A 17,708-nucleotide genomic window follows, 5' to 3' on the forward strand; every position below is an offset into this window, starting at 1 on the left:
CAGCGCAATCAGCGCGAAAGACCCCAATTGCCGAAAGTGACGCCGGGTTTCATCGGCGTCTTGTCCCCCTCTTCCTTGAACGCGAAGGTGAGACCGGCGCGGATTTCATTGACGGGGTGTCCATTCACGACCGCATAGCGAAACGCGGCGTCGAGCGAGAGATCCTTTTCGACCTGCCAGATGGCGCCGACGAGGACTGAACGGGTTTCGGTCTGCGTCCACACCTTGTCATAAAACGTCTCGAAGACAGGACGCACCTTCCACGTCCAGGGCCCTTCGAGGATGACGTCGAGGAAGGCTTCCGCATTGTGATCGCGTGTCAGGTTGGTCTCCACGTTGAAATGCGCGGTTCCCCAGTCCCAGCGTTGAGACACGATGCCCGCCCAGCTAAATCCAACGCCGGGCTCGGCGTTGACGCCGGGCAGAAGCGGTCCGAATTCCATGGCGATGCTTGGCCCGGGTTGATCCTGCAAAACGCCTGGCCGAACTACCCATTTGAGGAACGCGCCCTGTGCGACGAGACTCGGAGGGCCGTTTACCTGCGTGATCGGCGTCACCATCTCGGTCTGCAGCACCACTTCCCAGCGCTCTGCAAACCCGTAGTTGAAAACCACTTGGGGGGCTATCAAGGCCGACGGCGATCCGATTCGCTGCCAACCCATGGGCTGCAGTTCGATCTCGATTTCATTCAGTCCTGCCACGGCCGCATCGGTTCCATCGAAAGGCCGATAGGCTGCGGCCGGCCAGGCGTAAAGGCAAATCGCCACGGCGCCTGCCCGGCCAATCCCGACCAAAAGGCCGGTCAAGCCGACGCGCATGGATCGGGTGCGATTTTGCCTCATCGCGAGCCTGTTTCTTGGCGCAACATGCGCCTTCTTAGCGCGCCATGCGCCAGGGCGAACGATCCGACCAGGATGCCAACGCATCCTTTGCCCACTCGGTGGATTTATCCGTATGGCACAGATTACAGGCGTTTGGAATCTTCATCGTCTCCGTATCACCAGGCGTGACGAAGTGAAAAGTGTGGCTTCGGACGTTCTGGTCGGAGATCGTCTGTTCGATCTTTGGCATGTGGCAGGCGATACACTCGTTGCCGGGGCTGCCGGCCTTGTGATGGGAGTGCGCTTCGACGCTGGGCGCGTGCGGACCGGCTTGCGCATTCGGACCGTGGCAGTCGAGGCACAGCGCATTGCCGGTCTTGCGCACCATGGCGACGTTTTCGCCGCCATGCGGATCGTGGCAGGAAAAGCAGGTGACGCCGCGGGCATACATCAGGCTTTCGACGAAGTCGTTGCCCTGCATGCGGTTCTTGTGGCCGGTGCCATCCGGAAAATGAGTGAAGGTGGTTTCTCCCAGTTTGTGCTCTTCGAGTTTCCAGTAGTCGGCGAGATTTTTGCCGACATCAAAACCCACGGGCCAATCGTAATATTTGCCCTGAATCGGGTTCTTCAGCGGCTGGCCCTGGGAGTGGCACTGGATGCAGGTGTCGCTGGCGTGGACGTAGTCGAAACGGGCCGGATTGAGGATGTTGTCGCGCACCGGCTTTTTGGTGTGCGCCTCGCCCGGTCCGTGACATCTCTCGCAACCGACATTCCACTCGGTGACCGACTTGTTGTTGATGTCGTAATTGACGGAATGACAGCCGTCGCAAAGCGGACCTGTCGGACGCTGGAAATTATCCGGCGGGTAGAGCGTCGCCCACCAATCCGTACCGTTGGCGACGAAATAGCGCCGCCAGATCTTGTGCGCGACGTCCCACTGGGCCGGCAGGGGGAAATAGTCGTCGCCGATCCTTTTGAAGTAACGCTGCTTCCAGCGGCTGCCGTAGACAAATGCAATGTCGTCTTTGCTGAAGTTCAAAAGCGGGTCTGGCTTTGAAAGGTCCGGGGTAATGGCGTCGGGATGTTCGCGTGGATCGCGCACCACATTTGCCATCCGCGTCTTGCTCCAGCGGGCGGAGATGCTCTCGTGACAGCTCTTGCATGCGGCCGATCCCACATAATGCTGCTGGACTTCCGACGCAGCCGACAAAGCGGCCACCGGATCGGCCGTCATCGCCGCAACCTGCGGCAGATGTCGGATATAGCTCACGAGTTGCCAGATTTGACGGTCGGGGAGATTCCACGCGGGCATTCCGGTGTTACGGATGCCGTAACGGATGTGATAGAAAAGTTCTCCGTCAGGGGTTGCCGCAATGGCCGCCGAGCGGAGCGCAGGCGGACGCGGATATTCGCCGGCCCCGATGGAGGTTTTTCCGCCACCCTCATAGGCGTGGCACACCTCGCACTTGGCACGATAGAGATCGCGCCCTGCCGTGATATCAGCCGGATCGGCCCCCAGCGGATTGACGCTGTACTTTGCTTCGTCCGGAACGCTCTGATGCAACAGCCACGTCGCGATCACGGTTTCGGTCACCGGCGGTTCGCTCCGCGCGCTCGAAAGGCCGGGAACGAACAATAGATAAAGTGAAGCAGCCAAAGCGGCGATCGCGACGAAAAAAGACGCAAACAAGATCAGGATTCTTCGTCGTCCTGGCATGTTCGGGAACACAGATCCGATCGTCGATATGATCCGTCCCTGCATGACTTAAGGACGCGATTCTTGGGCATGTCGCCTGGCAGGGAGACCGCAGGTCCCCGTGCCTGCACGTTCAGCGAGCGAAGGCATCCTGTCAAGCGCGGACGGGGATTTTCAAAGCTGCTCTGCGTCGTTCGCTGACGAACTGTGGCTGGTGGAGTGGATTGCAAAAGTGCCTGCCAAAACGGGATGCGAAATGTTAGAATCGGACCACTAACGCGCAGCAGGCAAATGAATTTTTCTCGATCGAAATCAAATCTATCGTGATCAAACCGGATGAGCATCTCGCTCACCGCAGCTTGTTCAACAACGCTGTCAGCAACTCGCGCTCGTTTGCCTCCAGCGGCGCCAGCGTCTCCCGCGTGATCGCGAGCGCGTTCGAGGCGGCCTTTTCGGCGAGCTCCCGACCGTTGCGCGTGAGACTGACCTTGAGGCGGCGGCCATCTTGCGGATCGGCGCTGGTCTCGGTCAGACCGCGGGCGGTGAGCCGGTCGATGACGCCCTTGATGGTGGCAACATCCATCGCGGTCAGCCGGCCGAGCTGGTTCTGCGAGCACGGCCCGGTCTCGGCGAGCTTGGCGAGCGCCGCCCATTGGGTCGGTGTCAGATTGGCGCCGATCCCGGCTGCGAAGATCGCGGCGTGGCGCTGCCAGACCTGGCGCAGGATGAAGCCGATCTGTTCTTCGAGCACGTAAGGCATGCGCGAAGGCCTAAAGCTTCGTTTCGACGAAACACTCCTGGTCATGCGCTTCCCCGCCCGGTTTGCCTAGCCATTCACTCAAAGTGCCAGATGCGCGTCGCGAACGTCGGGGCGCGCATCAAGTTGGCTCATGGTGCCCGCAAAGCAGATACGGCCCCGCTCGATGATGTAGGCGCGATCCGATATCAGCCTTGCGAAATGCAGATTCTGCTCGGAGACAAGCACGCTCACGCCTTCCTTTTTCATGGTCAGGATCGCCTCAACCATCTGCTCGACGATTTTCGGCGACAATCCCTCCGACGGTTCGTCGAGCAGGACCAGCGAGGGATTTCCCATCAAGGTGCGCGCGATCGTCAGCATTTGCTGCTCGCCGCCGCTCATCCGCCCGCCCGGCCGGCTCCGCATTTCGTCGAGGTTCGGAAACAGGGCGAACAGCCGCTCCCTGGTCCAATGCGGCGCGTTCGGCCGCGGCGGCTGGCGGCCCACTTCCAGATTCTCATCGACGGTAAGATCGGTAAAGATGCGCCGCTCCTCGGGCACGTAGCCAAGCCCGGCGCGCACGATCGCATGCGTCGGAGAGACAGAGACGTCCGAGCCCTCGAACAGGATCCGGCCAGTGCGCTGGGCGACCAGGCCCACGATCGAGCGGAAGGTGGTGGATTTGCCAGCGCCGTTGCGCCCCAACAGCGCGACCACTTCGCCGTCGGCAACCTCGAGCGCGACATCGAACAGGATCTGCGCCGGGCCATAATGGCTGTTGAGGTCCTGGACGGAGAGCTTCACGACGGCGCTCCCTGCCGGTGCCGGGCATCGTAAACCAGACCTTCGCCGAGGTAGATGGCACGCACCTCGCCGTTGCGCCGGACGTGTTCCGGCGGACCCTCGGCGATCACGGTGCCGCGGTTGAGCACCAGGATGCGATCGGCGTGCTCGAACACCACGTCCATGTCGTGCTCGGTAAAGAGCACGCCGATCGACTGCTCGCGCGCAATGCGAGCGGTGAGCCGCATCAGGTCGATGCGCTCGCGCGGCGCCATGCCGGCAGTCGGTTCGTCCATCAGGAGAAGTCTCGGCCGATTGGCGAGCGCAACCGCAAGCTCGAGCCGTTTGAGATCGCCATAGGCGAGTTCGCCGCAGGCGCGCTCGGCAAAACCGCCCATGCCGACCAGTTCAAGCAGGCGGCCGGCTTCCGCACGCTCGTATCTCGGCGTCGAGGCGATGAGGTCGAACAGTTTTCGGTGATACGAAACCAGCGCGACCTGGACGTTCTCGCGCACGGTCATGGTCGCAAATGTCGCCGTGATCTGGAAGGTGCGCCCGACGCCGAGCCGCCAAACCTCACGCGGCCTCAATCCCGCGGTGTCCTGCCCGAGCAGGTGAATGCGGCCGGCGTCGGGGATGGTCTGGCCGTTGAGCATGTCGAAACAGGTGCTCTTTCCGGCGCCGTTGGGGCCGATCAGCGCCAGGATTTCGCCGGCGTTCAATGCAAAGGACACGCCGCGCACGGCGTGAACGCCGCCGTACGACTTGCTCAAGCCCTCAACCCTCAGCAATGGCTGCGAAGCGCTCATTCGGCGGTCTCGATTCCAGAGGAAAGCAAGGCAGGCTTTGTCGACGCCCGTCGGCGGTGCCTGATCTTTTCCATCACCCCGACAATGCCCGTGGGGAAGATCACCACGATCAAAATGATGAAGCCGCCAAGGACAAGCTTGGAAAGATCGGTCTGGCTGACCAGCCAGATGGAGAGGGCCTTGTAGACGATCGCGCCGACGATCGCGCCTGAAACCGTTTCGACGCCACCCAACAGCACCATGACCAGCGCATCGACCGAGAGCGATATGCCGAGACTGTCGGGAAAGACGCTTCCCTTCAGATACGCAAACAGTGCACCGGCAACGCCGGCAACAGTTCCCGCGATCACAAAAGCCGTCCACTGGATGCGCTTGCCGTCGATGCCAATCGCTTCACCGCGCAGGGGCGAGTCACGCGTGGCGCGCAGCGCAAATCCGAAAGGCGAGAACACAGCGATGCGAAGCGCTGTGACCGCGAGCGCAGCAACCCCAAGCGAAAGCCAGTAGAAGCGCGCCGGGCTCGCCGCCCAGCTCTCCGGCCAGACGCCAAGGATGCCGTTGTCGCCGCCGGTCAACGCGACCCATTGGAATGCGATCGACCAGACGATTTGCGCAAAAGCCAGCGTCAGCATCGCGAAATAGACGCCCGACAACTGAACCGCGAAGAAGCCGAACACGGCAGCCCCTAGAAGCCCCAGCAGCGGCCCAATGAGCAGGCAAACAATCATCGGCAGGCCGGCAAGTTTGGCGAGGAAGGCAACGCCATAGGCGCCAAGGCCGAAATAGGCGGCATGACCAAAGGAGGCGAGCCCGCCGACCGACATCAGGAAATGCAGGCTGACGGCAAAGATCACGAAGATCGCGATTTCGGAGGCCACGTTAAGCGCGTAATTGCCACCAATCAGCGGCAGCGCCGCAGCCAATGCAAGCACGACCGCTGCTGCGATGCGCTCGGTCGGAGTGAATGGGCGCCACGGATGGACCGTCAGTCCCGGCGTGCGGCGCGCCAGCCCCTCCTGCTTTCCGAACAGGCCCCATGGCCGCACGATCAGCACGACTGCCATCACCAGGAACACCAGCACGATGGATATTTTGGGAAAGATCAGGATGCCGAACGCGTTCAACTCCGAAACCAGCACCGCCGCCACGAAGGCGCCGACAATGCTGCCTAATCCGCCGATCACCACGACGACAAAGACGTCGACAATGACGCGCAGGTCCATGGCATGATTGACCGCGTCGCGCGGAATCTGCAACGCCCCGCCAAGCGCGGCAAGAAACACTCCGAGCGCAAATACGCTGGTGAAAAGCCATTTTTGATTGACGCCAAGGGCTGCCACCATGTCACGATCTTGCGTTGCTGCGCGAACCAGAACCCCCCACCGCGTCCGCTGGAACAACAGCCACAACAACAGAAGCACCATCGGGCCGATCACGATCAGGAACAGATCGTAGGAGGGAATATTCTGACCGAAGAAATCGACCGCGCCTCTAAATCCGGGCGCGCGACGGCCGAGGAGATCGCTCGGCCCCCAGATCAAAACCACCAGATCCTCGACCATCAACGTCAGCCCGAAGGTTGCCAGCAATTGAAACAGCTCGGGCACGTGATAAATCCGGCGCAACAGCGTCATCTCGACCAGCACGCCGATCACGGCGACGATCAGCGAGGCAACAACGACGCCGCCCCAAAATCCGGTTGCGCCGGAAAATCGTTCGGTCAGCGTGAACGCGACATAGGCGCCGAGCATGTAAAACGCGCCATGGGCGAAATTGACGATCCGCGTCACGCCAAAGATGATCGACAGGCCCGAAGCGACGAGAAACAGCGAAGCGGCGCTGGCAAGTCCGGTCAGGAACTGGACGACGTAAAAGGCCATGAGGGTTGTGCGCAAGACTCGATCGGTTACTTAGTCGTGGCCGATGACGCGGCTGCCATCCCTCCCCCCGCGCAGCGGTGGGGAGGGAAGACCGAAGCGGAGCGAAGGTCAGGGTGGGGGCCGTTTGAGGAGGTTCCCCCCACCCCGACGCTCGCCTGCGGCTCGCGCCGACCCTCCCCACCACTCGCTACGCTCGCTGGGGGAGGGAGAAGAGTTCACTCCTTTGGACGCATTTTGGCGATTTCGGCATCGCCGGGCATATAGTCGGACCCCTTGCGATAGACCGAATCCACCATCAGGCCCTTGCCGTCCTTCAGAGCCGTCTTGCCGACGAACGCGCCCAGCGTCGATTGATGATCGATCTTGCGGAAGCTTATCTCGCCGACCGGCGAGGACAGCGATAACCCTTCCGCCGCCGCGATCAGCTTCTCCGGATCGATCGAGTTGGCCTTGGCCAGGATCGCTGCCGCCGCCTTCATCGTCACATAACCGACGATGGAGCCGAGCCGCGGATAGTCGTTGTACTTCGCCTGATATGCCTTCAGGAAAGCATCGTGTTCAGGTGTCTTGATCGAGTACCAGGGATAGCCGGTGACGATCCAGCCCTCGGGCGTCTCATCCTTCAGAGGGTCGAGATATTCCGGCTCGCCGGTCAGGAAGCTGACCACCGCGCGATCCTTGAAAAGACCGCGGGTATTGCCTTCGCGCACGAGTTTGACGAGATCGGCGCCGAAGGTCACGTTGAGGATCGCGTCCGGATTTGCGGCAGCAACCGCCTGCACCACCGGACCCGCGTCGATCTTGCCTTGCGGCGGCCATTGCTCTTCGACCCACTGGATGTCGGGTCGCCTCGCAGACATCAGCTTCTTGAACACCGAAACCGCGGACTGGCCGTATTCATAGTTCGGCGCGATCGTCGCCCAGCGCTTGGCCGGCAGTTTTGCAGCCTCCTCCACCAGCATGGCCGCCTGCATGTAGTTGGAGGGGCGCAAGCGGAACGTGTAGCGGTTGCCCTTCGACCAGGTGATCGCGTCGGTCAAGGGTTCGGCGGCCAGGAAAAATACTTTCTTCTGATTGGCGAAGTCGCTGACGGCAAGACCGATGTTCGACAGGAAGGTACCCGCCAGCATGGCGACATTTTCGCTCGAGACCAGTTCGTTCGCGGCGGTTTGCGCGTCCGCCGGCTTGCCGCCGTCGTCCTTGGAGATGACGACGAGCTTTTTGCCGTTGACGCCGCCGGCGGCGTTGATCTGTTCCAGCGCGAGCTGCCAGCCCTTGCGGTAGGGTTCGGTGAACGCGGGCAAGAGCGAGTAGCTGTTGATCTCGCCGATCTTGATTTCGCCGCCCTTCATTTCGCTCTGCGCTCTGGCGGACTGCGCCAGGCCAATGAAGGCGATGGCGAGCGCCAGCCCCAACAGACGTTTGCTTCGTTGCATCCGAAAACCTCCGACCTGAAAAAATGAGTTACCGCAGACCGTCTTCGCCCTTTATCTCGGAAACCTTCAAACCCCCGACGCGTGGCAGCGGCCGGCCGCTGTCGGTCACGGCAACTGCAACCATGATTTCATTGGCCCGCGGGGCGTCGTTGATCTGCACTTCCATTCCGTCGAAATGGCTTCTGACAAAAGCCGCATCCTTGTGGCCGAGCGGAATGTCCAGCGTGGTGCCGGGACCGCTGCGTTTTTTCGACGACGGAATCAGCGCCGCGCCCTTGCCCAGCACCTTGCGAACCGGCGCTCCCATTTTCGGATGCAGGATCGCTGCCGCATGTTCGAGTTCGCCATTTTCCCCCACTGCCGCCGCCTTGCCGTAACTGTGCGCCTTCGACCCTTCGATGCCCAGGGCCGCCACCGCTTGTTTGGCCAGGAGATCGCCGAGCTCCTCGCCGATCTCGATCAAAGGCGTGAGATCCTCGACATACCGGCCGGCAAAGGGGTTTTCAATAACGGCAATCGCGGCCGCGCGCCTGCTCGGCGGCGCGACCTTTTGCCCCATCTCCAGCATCGTCTCCTCGACGACCGTTACGATCTTGCGAATGACCGCATTCATGGCTTTGCGCCCCGTTTTCCGATTTCAGCCGATAGCGTCGTTTCACGCATGGATCAAACTTTCGATTTTTTCCGGGCGCATGCCGTTTGATACACTTGCACCGAGCCTTTTCAATGCGATGACGCGCATCTCGCCTTGCAGATGCAGCGCCGCTCCGTCGATCAGGCCTGCTGCAAGCAGTGTGCGCGCTTTTTCGCAACCTGCGGAAAGCGCGGCCGCGATCTCGAATTCAGCCAAAAAACCCACCTCGCGCGCCACAAGCCGCGCGCCGAGATCGCTGTCGGGCTGCAGATCCTGGGCGGGAGCGCGAACGATGGCGGGATGACCGGGCAGGTCGACGGCGTTCGCAATGATGGTGGCGGCGGCATCGGCTTGCGCTGCCGTCCGTGCTAGCACGGTGACCGCGTCGGCAATGCCAAGCGAAAAGCTGCGTCCGTGGCGTCCGCTGGTCGCAATGCCGCGGCTGATGTCGCTGGCGTCGACGATCATCGTCCGCATCAGGCCGAACCGGTCAGGCCGATCCATCAGGGCGACCGTGAACTGTTGGTTTTCCGAAAGATGCAGCGCGATGTCGCCGCCATTATTGACATAGGCGCGATCGAGCGACGCCTCATCCAGCATCGCGCCGAGAATTTCCTCCGCCACGCTGCCGGCAACGGCCGCCATCGGCGTGATGAAATCCTCACGGGCAAAGGGAGCGACCGCCGCGTACATGCGGCGCGCGACCACGCCTTTGAGTGGACAGGCACGTGGATCGGCCGCCTGTCGCAACAAAGGCAATTCCTCACAGAGTTCATCGAGCAAACCGGTGAAGCGGCCAACGGCGGCGCGATAGGCTGCGCGCAGGCCCTTTTCGCTGCCATGGGCTTCCACGATCAAGTCGATCGGGCCATCCTGCAGATGAAGCCGTCTGCCGTCCGCCAAAACACCGATCTGCGGCAATCTTTTCATGGCCGCGGTCCCGGCAGGGGCGGCGGGGACGTTACCTGACGCGTGTCGGCATTCGCCTTCAACGACGCCAGCGGCCGGACGTGGTCCATATGACCGCCGAGGGCACCATAATCGGAAAGCCTCAACGTGAACTCGATCGGCGCGACCAGTGCCGGCGTCGGCACGTAACCGAACGCGCCCGCAGGCAGCCGCGTGACATCGACCATGAACGTGATGCCGCCGCCGGGCCAGACATAAACCGGCGCGCCGCCGCTGGTGACGCGCGTCAACGCCTCTTTCACCGACCGCGTCAGCCGCACCGGATTGTCGGTAACGCCGGCCCGCAACGAGCCGCCCGCCCCTCCCATGAACAGCACGGTGCAAAGCGCCGGCTCGCAATTCTCCTGGATCCGTTCGACCGAAAGCTGCAGATCGGCCGGCATCGGCTTTTCGACCGGTTTGAGCGTCTCGTCGAGTTCGTAGTAAGCGGCGTGTTCGCCTGTGGTCGAGACCATCAGCACGGTCATCCCGGGACGGGCAATCTTGGAATCGAACGGTCCGAGGATCGAGAGCGGATCGGAAATATTGGTACCGCCCCAGCCGGTGCCGGGCTCGGCGACCTGAAAATAGCGGCCCGGCGTCGAACGCCGTCCCTTCATTTTTATGCCCGTATCGGCAACGTCCAGCACCTTGCCGGCCTGATGTTCGCTCAACACGCCGGTGATATGGTCATCGACGACCACGACTTCGTCGACCTTGCCATGCCACTGCTTGGCGAACATGCCGATGGTGGCCGAACCGCAACCGACCCGCATTCGCTCTTCGAGGACACCGTTGACGATCGGTGGATAACCGGCCTGCACGACCACCGTGGCGCCGCCGTCAATGGTGAGCTCGACGGGCTTGCAGTTGCTCAAATCCATCAGCGTGTCGCAGGTGACGCGCCCTTCCTTCTTCGAGCCGCCGGTCAGGTGATGCACCCCGCCCAGGGAGAGCATCTGCGAGCCATACTCGCTGGTGGTGACGTGCCCCACCGCCTCGCCCTGCGCCCGCACGGTCGCGGTTTCGGGACCGAGAAACCGATCAGTGTCGATCTTCACCTTGACGCCGCAATAGCTGAAGATGCCTTCGGTCACGACCGTGACCATGTCGACGCCGTCGACCTCCGAGGAAACGATGAAGGGCGCGGGCTTGTAATCGGGATAGGTTGTGCCGGCGCCGATCGCGGTCACGAACACGTCCTGCTCGTGGACGATCTTTCCGTCCCAGTCGCCGGTGGCCTGGAATGGCACCAGCCGTCCGCCATGCGATACCGTTCGCTCCAGGACAATGTGCGGATCGACGCGCACCAATTGACCATCGTGATTGGCGTAACGATCACAGGCGCCGGCCGCGCCCGGCTTGATGTAGCACATCACGGGACAGGCATCGCAGCGGATCTTCTCGGTGGCGGCAGGCGGATCGGTCTGCATGAACAAGCTCTTCAAGCCGGCGTCAGGATAGTTTGCGGCGTGATCGGTGGCGCCACAGCTGTCTCGGGGTTCGCCGCCGGCTACTTCGTTCGTATACGAACGATGTTGCGCGCACCGTGAAAACCTGTCAAGCGCCCTTCGCCGCAAAAGCGCTCGTGCCGAGTAAAACTTCATATGCTCAAGCCTACTGTCCACAAGCGGGCAAAGAGGGATTGCGCGGAACGGCAAGCTTGCACGTTTGTATGCAAACGGTATCCTCGAATGCGTTTGAGAGAATGTTTGCAGTGCAATCATGTTGCCGGAACCGATCCGCATGACGCAGCCCGCGATCCGCCTGAAAGTCAACGGCCGGATCCATGAGGTCGATGCTGCTGCGGATACCGCGCTGCTTTACGTGCTGCGCAACGATCTCGAACTGAACGGGCCCAAATACGGCTGCGGGCTCGGCGAATGCGGCACCTGCACCGTGTTGATCGACGGCGTTGCCGCGCGTTCGTGCGTGATCCCGATCAGCGGGTGCCTCAATCGCGAGATCCTCACGCTAGAAGGCCTTGGCTCGCCCAGCGATCCCGATCCGGTGCAGGAAGCCTTCATTCGCGAACAGGCCGCGCAATGCGGTTACTGCCTCAACGGCATGATCATGACCACCAAGGCCTTGCTGATGCGCAACCCGAAGCCGACCGAGGCCGAAGCGCGTGAAGCGCTGCGCTACAATCTTTGCCGCTGCGGCGCGCATATCGAAATCGTCCGCGCCGTGATGCGGGCGGCGGGCCGCACCGTCGAGGTCCAGGACTGATGGTGGCGGCCCCTCCCCAGGATCACAGACCTCGGGGAATCCTGTCGGTCGTTCGCCGGGCGTCTTCCGATGCGGCTGCCGAATTCGAAACCTTCATCAAGATCACGGCCGACGGATCGGTCACGGCCTTCAATGGCCACGTCGACCTTGGAACTGGTATTCGGACGGCGCTCGCGCAGATCGTCGCCGAAGAACTCGACGTGTTCTTTGCGCGCGTCGTCGTCGTGCTCGGCGACACCTCGAGCGTCCCCGACCAGGGTCCGACCATCGCGAGCGAGACCATTCAGATCACGGCGGTCCCGCTTCGACAAGCGGCCGCCCAGGCCCGACATTTCCTCCTCCAGCGAGCCGCCGAACGGCTTGAGCTTCGCGCCGCCGAACTACGCATCGAAGACGGCCTGATCCGCGGCCATAACCGCAGCCTCAGCTACGGCGAATTGATCGGCGACGAGATCATCCACCTCGAGCTGGACGAAGCGGTTCAGGTCAAGGCGGCCTGCTCCTACACGATTGTCGGGCAATCGGTGCCGCGCGTCGACATTCCCGCCAAGGCGACCGGCGAAGTGGTGTTCGTTCACGATATGCGCATCCCGGGGATGCTGCATGGCCGTGTCGTGCGCCCACCCTATGCCGGCGTCGACGCCGGCAATTTTGTCGGCAGCAGTCTTCTTGAAGTCGATGAATCTTCAGTGCGGGATATTCCAGGCTTCGTTGCCGTCGTGCGGATCGGTGACTTTGTCGGCGTCGTGGCCGAGCGAGAGGAAAAAGCGGCCAAGGCGGCGGCGCAGCTGAAGCTGAAATGGAAGTCCGTTCCGACGCTGCCCGATTTGAACGACGTCGAGACGGCACTGCGCGCCAATCCTTCCGTGCCGCGAACGCTGATCAACAAGGGTGATGTGGACAGCGCCCTCTCCCGCGCGGCAAAGCCGATGCCACGCACCTATTCCTGGCCATACCAGATGCACGCCTCGATCGGCCCTTCCTGCGCGGTTGCGGACTTTCAAAGCGATCGGGTCCGGGTGTGGTCGGGCACGCAAAATCCGCACGCGCTCCGCAGCGATCTTTCGCTGTTGCTTGCGCTGCCGGAGACCGAAATCGAGGTGATTCGCATGGAAGCGGCCGGCTGCTACGGCCGCAACTGTGCCGACGATGTCTCTGCCGACGCGGTGCTCTTGTCGCGCGCGGTCGGCCGTCCGGTCCGCGTGCAGCTCACCCGCGAACAGGAGCACGCGTGGGAGCCGAAGGGTGCCGCGCAGTTGATGGATATCAGGGGCGGCTTGAACGCCGACGGCAGCGTCGCGGCTTACGATTTCACAACGCGTTATCCCTCCAACGGTGCGCCGACTTTGGCGCTGCTCCTGACCGGCGCGATTTCGCCCGCGCCGCTAGTGTCCGAGATGGGCGACCGCACCGCAATCCCGCCCTACGATTACGAAAACTTGCGCGTGACGGCGCATGACATGCCGCCGATCGTGCGGGCATCATGGCTTCGCGGCGTCTCGGCGCTGCCGAATACTTTTGCGCACGAATCCTATATCGACGAACTCGCGACCGAATCCGGCATCGATCCGATCGAATATCGCCTGCGTTACCTGAAGGACCGACGGGCGATCGATCTCGTGAATGCGGTCGCCGAACGTGCGGACTGGAAGCCGCGTCCGATCCGGCAGGAGAGCGTGGCGGAAGGCCACATCGCCCGCGGGCGTGGCTTTGCCTATGCCTTGTATGTCCACAGCAAGTTTCCAGGCTACGGCGCGGCTTGGTCGGCCTGGATCGCCGACGTCGCCGTCAACAAGGCGACCGGCGATGTCAGCGTGACCCGCGTGGTCGCGGGCCAGGATTCCGGCCTGATGATCAACCCCGACGGCGTTCGTCACCAGATCCAGGGCAACGTCATCCAGTCCACCAGCCGCGCGTTGATGGAAGAAGTTTCCTTCGACCGCAATTCCGTGACCAGCCGCGAGTGGGGCGCCTACCCCATCATCACCTTCCCGGACCTGCCCAAGATCGATGTCCTGATGCTGCCAAGGGCCGATCAGCCGCCGCTCGGGGTTGGGGAATCGGCCTCCGTTCCAAGTGCGGCGGCAATCGCGAACGCGATTTTCGATGCGACCGGCGTGCGTTTTCGCGAACCGCCGTTCACGCCGGACCGTATTCTTGCAGGATTGCACGGCCAAAAGCTGTCGATAAAGGGCGTGCTTCCCGCGGCGGCGCATGCCCCGTCGCATGCGCGCGAAAAATGGCGAAATCCGTTTGCCGCATCCCGCGGCGTTCTTGCAACCATCGCCGCCCTGGTTGCCGCCGGCATCGGGATTGCGATCGCTGCGCTGCCGTGGCGATCGATCGCACCGGTGGCGCAGCCGGACGCCTCGGTGTTTTCGCCAGCCACGATCGAGCGCGGCCGGCAACTCGCAGCGCTCGGCAACTGCGCAGTCTGCCATACCGACGGCGGCGGCATCGTCAACTCCGGCGGCCGGGCGATCAAGACGCGGTTCGGCACGATCTTCAGCACCAACATCACCCCCGACGTCGAGACCGGCATCGGCAACTGGTCCTACCCGGCTTTCGAGCGCGCCATGCGCGAGGGCGTCCATCGCGACGGCCGGCATCTCTATCCGGCGTTTCCCTACACGCATTTTGCCCAAACGACGGATGCCGATCTGCAGGCGCTCTATGCCTATCTGATGGCGCAGCCGCCGGCGCGCGCGAAAAACCGTGACCAGGCAATCGCGTTTCCGTTCAACTGGCGGCCGTTGATGGCGGGCTGGAACGCGTTGTTCCATCGCCCCTATTCGTTTGCGGCCGATGCAAACAAATCGGCGATATGGAATCGCGGCGCCTATCTTGTCGAAGGGCTCGGCCATTGCGCTGCCTGCCACTCCCCGCGCAACGCGCTTGGCGCCGAAAGGTCGAACGCCTATCTGGCTGGCGGATTTTCGGAAGGCTGGGAAGCGCCGGCGCTGACCTCGCTCTCGCAGGCGCCCATCCCTTGGAGCGAGGATGAATTGTTCGCTTATCTGCGGAGCGGCGAATCAAGATTCCATGGTGTCGCCGCCGGACCCATGGCGCCTGTCGTGCAGGATTTGAAGGCTCTTCCCGACGACGACATTCGCGCCATCGCGGTCTATCTCGGCTCCTTCAGCGAAGGGGTGATCAGCCGGGCCGATCAGGACGCATTGGCAGACAGGCTGGAAAAAATGACCGCCACGCGAGCGGTTTCCGCCTCATCGACGGGTTTTCGCCTCTATGAAGGCGCTTGCGCTGTTTGCCATCAGGTCGGCGCGCCGCCCCTGTTCGGCAGCCGGCCGTCGCTGGCGCTCAACAGCAACCTGCACGCGGCCGTCCCCGACAACCTGATCCAGGTGATCCTGAACGGGATCACCACGCCGGCTTCAAGCGATCTCGGCTATATGCCGGCCTTCAAGGACAGCCTGTCCGACGAGCAGATCGTCGAGCTTGTCTCCTGTCTCCGGGCGCAATTCGCACCCGAAAAGCCTGCCTGGACCGACGTGCCGGCGGTTGTTAACCGTATCCGGCAGGGGATTTCGCGCTGATCTGCCATGCAAGTGGCGCGGATTTGAGACTGGTGCGGCGAATTTGAAGTTCCTATCGGTATCGCGGCAAGTTCGTGATAGGAACTTCAAATTCAAAGCCGCACTAGAATCAACAAGTTGCCAGGGCTCCTTTGATTCCGAAGTTCGCATCGGAGCTCGCCACGATAGGTTGCGAACTTCGGAATCGGAGCTCTGGTTGCAGGAGCCCGGGCGAGATAGAATAATTCTGCCATGACAGTCACGGATATCGCAACGCGGACCTACAATCACGGCTGGCGGCTCGACCCGATCGTGCGAAGTCTGCTCGACACCGATTTCTACAAGCTTCTGATGCTGCAGATGATCCGGGAGTTTTACCCGAACCAGCGGGTGACCTTCTCCGTCATCAACCGCAGCAAGCACGTGCGCCTTGCCGAAGTGATCGACGAGAGCGAGCTTCGCGCCCAGCTCGATCATGCGCGTTCGATCCGGTTCAGCAAAAAGGAACTGATCTGGCTCGCCGGTAACACCTTCTACGGCAAGACCCAGATGTTCTCGCCTGAGTTCATCAACTATCTCTCGACCTTCCGCCTTCCCGAATACGAGCTCGAGAAGATCGACGGCCAGTATGAGCTGAATTTTTACGGCCCGTGGACCCATACCACGATGTGGGAAATCCCGGCGCTCGCCATCCTCAACGAATTGCGCTCGCGCCAGGTGACGAAGGGGCAAGGCCGCTTTGCCCTCGACGTGCTTTACGCCCGTGCCAAGGCCAAGCTGTGGACCAAGGTCGAGCGGTTGCGCCAACTGGAAGGTTTGCGCCTTTCCGACTTCGGCACGCGACGCCGCCACGGTTTTCTGTGGCAACGCTGGTGCGTCGAGGCGGTCAAGGAAGGCTTGGGCCCGGCGTTCACCGGGACGTCGAACGTGTTGCTGGCGATGGACAGCGATCTGGAAGCGATCGGGACCAACGCGCATGAATTGCCGATGGTGGCGGCGGCGTTGGCGAACGACGACGAGGAGCTGCGCTGGGCGCCTTACCGCATCCTCGACCAATGGCGCCACACCTATGGCGGAAATCTCCTGATCGCCCTGCCCGACGCCTTCGGCACCAAGGCGTTCCTTCGCGATGCCCCCGATTGGGTTGCCGACTGGACCGGTTTTCGCCCCGACAGCGCGCCGCCGATTACGGCTGGCGAGGAAATCATCAAATGGTGGAAGCAGAAGGGCCAAAACCCTAAGGAAAAGCTTCTGGTCTTTTCCGACGCCATGGACGTCGATTCCATCGAGGAGATCTACCATCATTTTGCCGGGCGGGTCCGCATCAGCTTCGGCTGGGGCACCAACCTGACCAACGATTTCGTCGGATGCGCGCCGGACGGTTCGGTCGATCTCGACCCGATCTCGATCGTCTGCAAGGTGACCGCGGTCGACGGCCGCCCGGCGGTCAAGCTCTCGGACAATCCGGAAAAAGCCACCGGCGCTGCGAGCGAAGTCGAGCGTTACTTGCGCGTGTTCGGCAATGCCGGACGGGTTCGCGCTGCCGTGACCGTTTAAATTCGTCCACGTCATTGCGAGCGCTAGCGAAGCAATCCAGCAAATGCGAGGGGTGGAACGGTCATGAAGAATCTATTCATCGCTTGGCTAGCGTCCAGCGTTGCATTTTCGATCGCATTTGTCGGCTTCATGGTGCTCTGGGTGTGGTTAGATGCTGGAACCCTTCGACCTTGGAACGCTATGCTTCGCCTTGGTTTTCTGGCGTTTGTTGCGGCCCTTATCGTGCAATTCCTTTATGGCGGGCTTGTATACTTCGTGCTGACTCGCGCCGGCCTATGGAATTTTTGGACCATCCCTGCGGCCTACCTTCTGCCTCTCGCGGTAATCGGTTGGTTTGCGATCGATACCAAGCGGGAGGCGTTGGGGATGATTGCGTGGGTGATCTTGTTCTTGATTGTCGCGTACGTATCTTGGTTCCTCGCTCCAATCCGGACTCGACACAAGGCACCCTAGCCCCACGAGGCCCTAAGACCACTATCAATTGCTCAAATCAGAAGCGAGTTCCAGGATGCCCACCCCCAAGCCGCCTGCTTTTGAGACTCTCAGCCTGCATGCCGGCCAGCGGGTGGACCCTGCGACCGGCGCGCGCGCCGTGCCGATCTACCAGACGACGTCCTACGTCTTTCAGGATTCCGATCATGCA

Annotated in this window: 15 protein-coding genes; 5 read left to right on the top strand and 10 right to left on the bottom strand. The window is 62.0% G+C overall.

Features of this window, described 5'->3' with window-relative positions; genetic code table 11:
- Positions 1-8: 8 nt before the first annotated feature.
- The 10 genes from VNX23_RS28665 to VNX23_RS28710 all read right to left on the bottom strand — a co-directional run bounded on the left by VNX23_RS28665 (position 9) and on the right by VNX23_RS28710 (position 11,179).
- Positions 9-842 carry a hypothetical protein gene (locus VNX23_RS28665; RefSeq protein ID WP_325634944.1) on the bottom strand — a complete coding sequence of 278 codons (834 nt, stop codon included), beginning with the start codon at positions 840-842 and terminating at the stop codon, positions 9-11.
- 34 nt (positions 843-876) lie between these two features.
- Positions 877-2,511 (bottom strand): c-type cytochrome, encoded by a 1,635-nt coding sequence (locus tag VNX23_RS28670; protein WP_325634945.1) that lies wholly within the window; start codon positions 2,509-2,511, stop codon positions 877-879.
- A 355-nt stretch (positions 2,512-2,866) separates the two neighbouring features.
- Positions 2,867-3,322, bottom strand: a complete 456-nt coding sequence (locus VNX23_RS28675; RefSeq protein ID WP_325634946.1) for a MarR family winged helix-turn-helix transcriptional regulator — start codon at positions 3,320-3,322, stop codon at positions 2,867-2,869.
- A gap of 33 nt (positions 3,323-3,355) precedes the next feature.
- Positions 3,356-4,060 (bottom strand): ABC transporter ATP-binding protein, encoded by a 705-nt coding sequence (locus VNX23_RS28680; RefSeq protein ID WP_325634947.1) that lies wholly within the window; start codon positions 4,058-4,060, stop codon positions 3,356-3,358.
- Positions 4,057-4,848: an ABC transporter ATP-binding protein gene (locus VNX23_RS28685; RefSeq protein WP_325634948.1), complete on the bottom strand. Its 792-nt coding sequence runs from the start codon at positions 4,846-4,848 to the stop codon at positions 4,057-4,059. Before VNX23_RS28685 ends, VNX23_RS28680 begins: the two co-directional genes overlap by 4 nt.
- Positions 4,845-6,728: an ABC transporter permease gene (locus VNX23_RS28690; RefSeq protein WP_325634959.1), complete on the bottom strand. Its 1,884-nt coding sequence runs from the start codon at positions 6,726-6,728 to the stop codon at positions 4,845-4,847. Before VNX23_RS28690 ends, VNX23_RS28685 begins: the two co-directional genes overlap by 4 nt.
- 215 nt (positions 6,729-6,943) lie before the next feature.
- The gene (locus VNX23_RS28695; RefSeq protein ID WP_325634949.1) at positions 6,944-8,164 is read right to left on the bottom strand and encodes an ABC transporter substrate-binding protein; all 1,221 of its coding nucleotides are present in this window, start codon (positions 8,162-8,164) and stop codon (positions 6,944-6,946) included.
- Positions 8,165-8,192: 28 nt separating this feature from the next.
- Positions 8,193-8,777 (bottom strand): amino acid synthesis family protein, encoded by a 585-nt coding sequence (locus tag VNX23_RS28700; RefSeq protein ID WP_325634950.1) that lies wholly within the window; start codon positions 8,775-8,777, stop codon positions 8,193-8,195.
- A 42-nt stretch (positions 8,778-8,819) separates the two neighbouring features.
- Positions 8,820-9,728: a UPF0280 family protein gene (locus VNX23_RS28705; RefSeq protein ID WP_325634951.1), complete on the bottom strand. Its 909-nt coding sequence runs from the start codon at positions 9,726-9,728 to the stop codon at positions 8,820-8,822.
- Positions 9,725-11,179 carry a 6-hydroxynicotinate reductase gene (locus VNX23_RS28710; RefSeq protein WP_325634952.1) on the bottom strand — a complete coding sequence of 485 codons (1,455 nt, stop codon included), beginning with the start codon at positions 11,177-11,179 and terminating at the stop codon, positions 9,725-9,727. Before VNX23_RS28710 ends, VNX23_RS28705 begins: the two co-directional genes overlap by 4 nt.
- 313 nt (positions 11,180-11,492) lie before the next feature.
- Here VNX23_RS28710 and VNX23_RS28715 point away from each other — a divergent pair, with 313 nt between their 5' ends.
- The 5 genes from VNX23_RS28715 to VNX23_RS28735 all read left to right on the top strand — a co-directional run.
- Complete coding sequence (locus VNX23_RS28715) at positions 11,493-11,975, top strand: (2Fe-2S)-binding protein (protein ID WP_325634953.1); 483 nt, start codon at positions 11,493-11,495, stop codon at positions 11,973-11,975.
- Positions 11,975-15,529 carry a molybdopterin cofactor-binding domain-containing protein gene (locus VNX23_RS28720; protein WP_325634954.1) on the top strand — a complete coding sequence of 1,185 codons (3,555 nt, stop codon included), beginning with the start codon at positions 11,975-11,977 and terminating at the stop codon, positions 15,527-15,529. Before VNX23_RS28715 ends, VNX23_RS28720 begins: the two co-directional genes overlap by 1 nt.
- A gap of 231 nt (positions 15,530-15,760) precedes the next feature.
- Positions 15,761-17,065 carry a nicotinate phosphoribosyltransferase gene (gene pncB, locus VNX23_RS28725; RefSeq protein WP_325634955.1) on the top strand — a complete coding sequence of 435 codons (1,305 nt, stop codon included), beginning with the start codon at positions 15,761-15,763 and terminating at the stop codon, positions 17,063-17,065.
- Positions 17,066-17,128: 63 nt separating this feature from the next.
- Positions 17,129-17,518: a hypothetical protein gene (locus VNX23_RS28730; RefSeq protein ID WP_325634956.1), complete on the top strand. Its 390-nt coding sequence runs from the start codon at positions 17,129-17,131 to the stop codon at positions 17,516-17,518.
- 55 nt (positions 17,519-17,573) lie between these two features.
- Positions 17,574-17,708 (top strand): PLP-dependent transferase (locus VNX23_RS28735; protein ID WP_325634960.1); only part of this gene is annotated, 135 nt, incomplete at its 3' end.

The sequence above is a fragment of the Bradyrhizobium sp. genome (genome assembly GCF_035570375.1).
Lineage (GTDB): Bacteria > Pseudomonadota > Alphaproteobacteria > Rhizobiales > Xanthobacteraceae > Bradyrhizobium.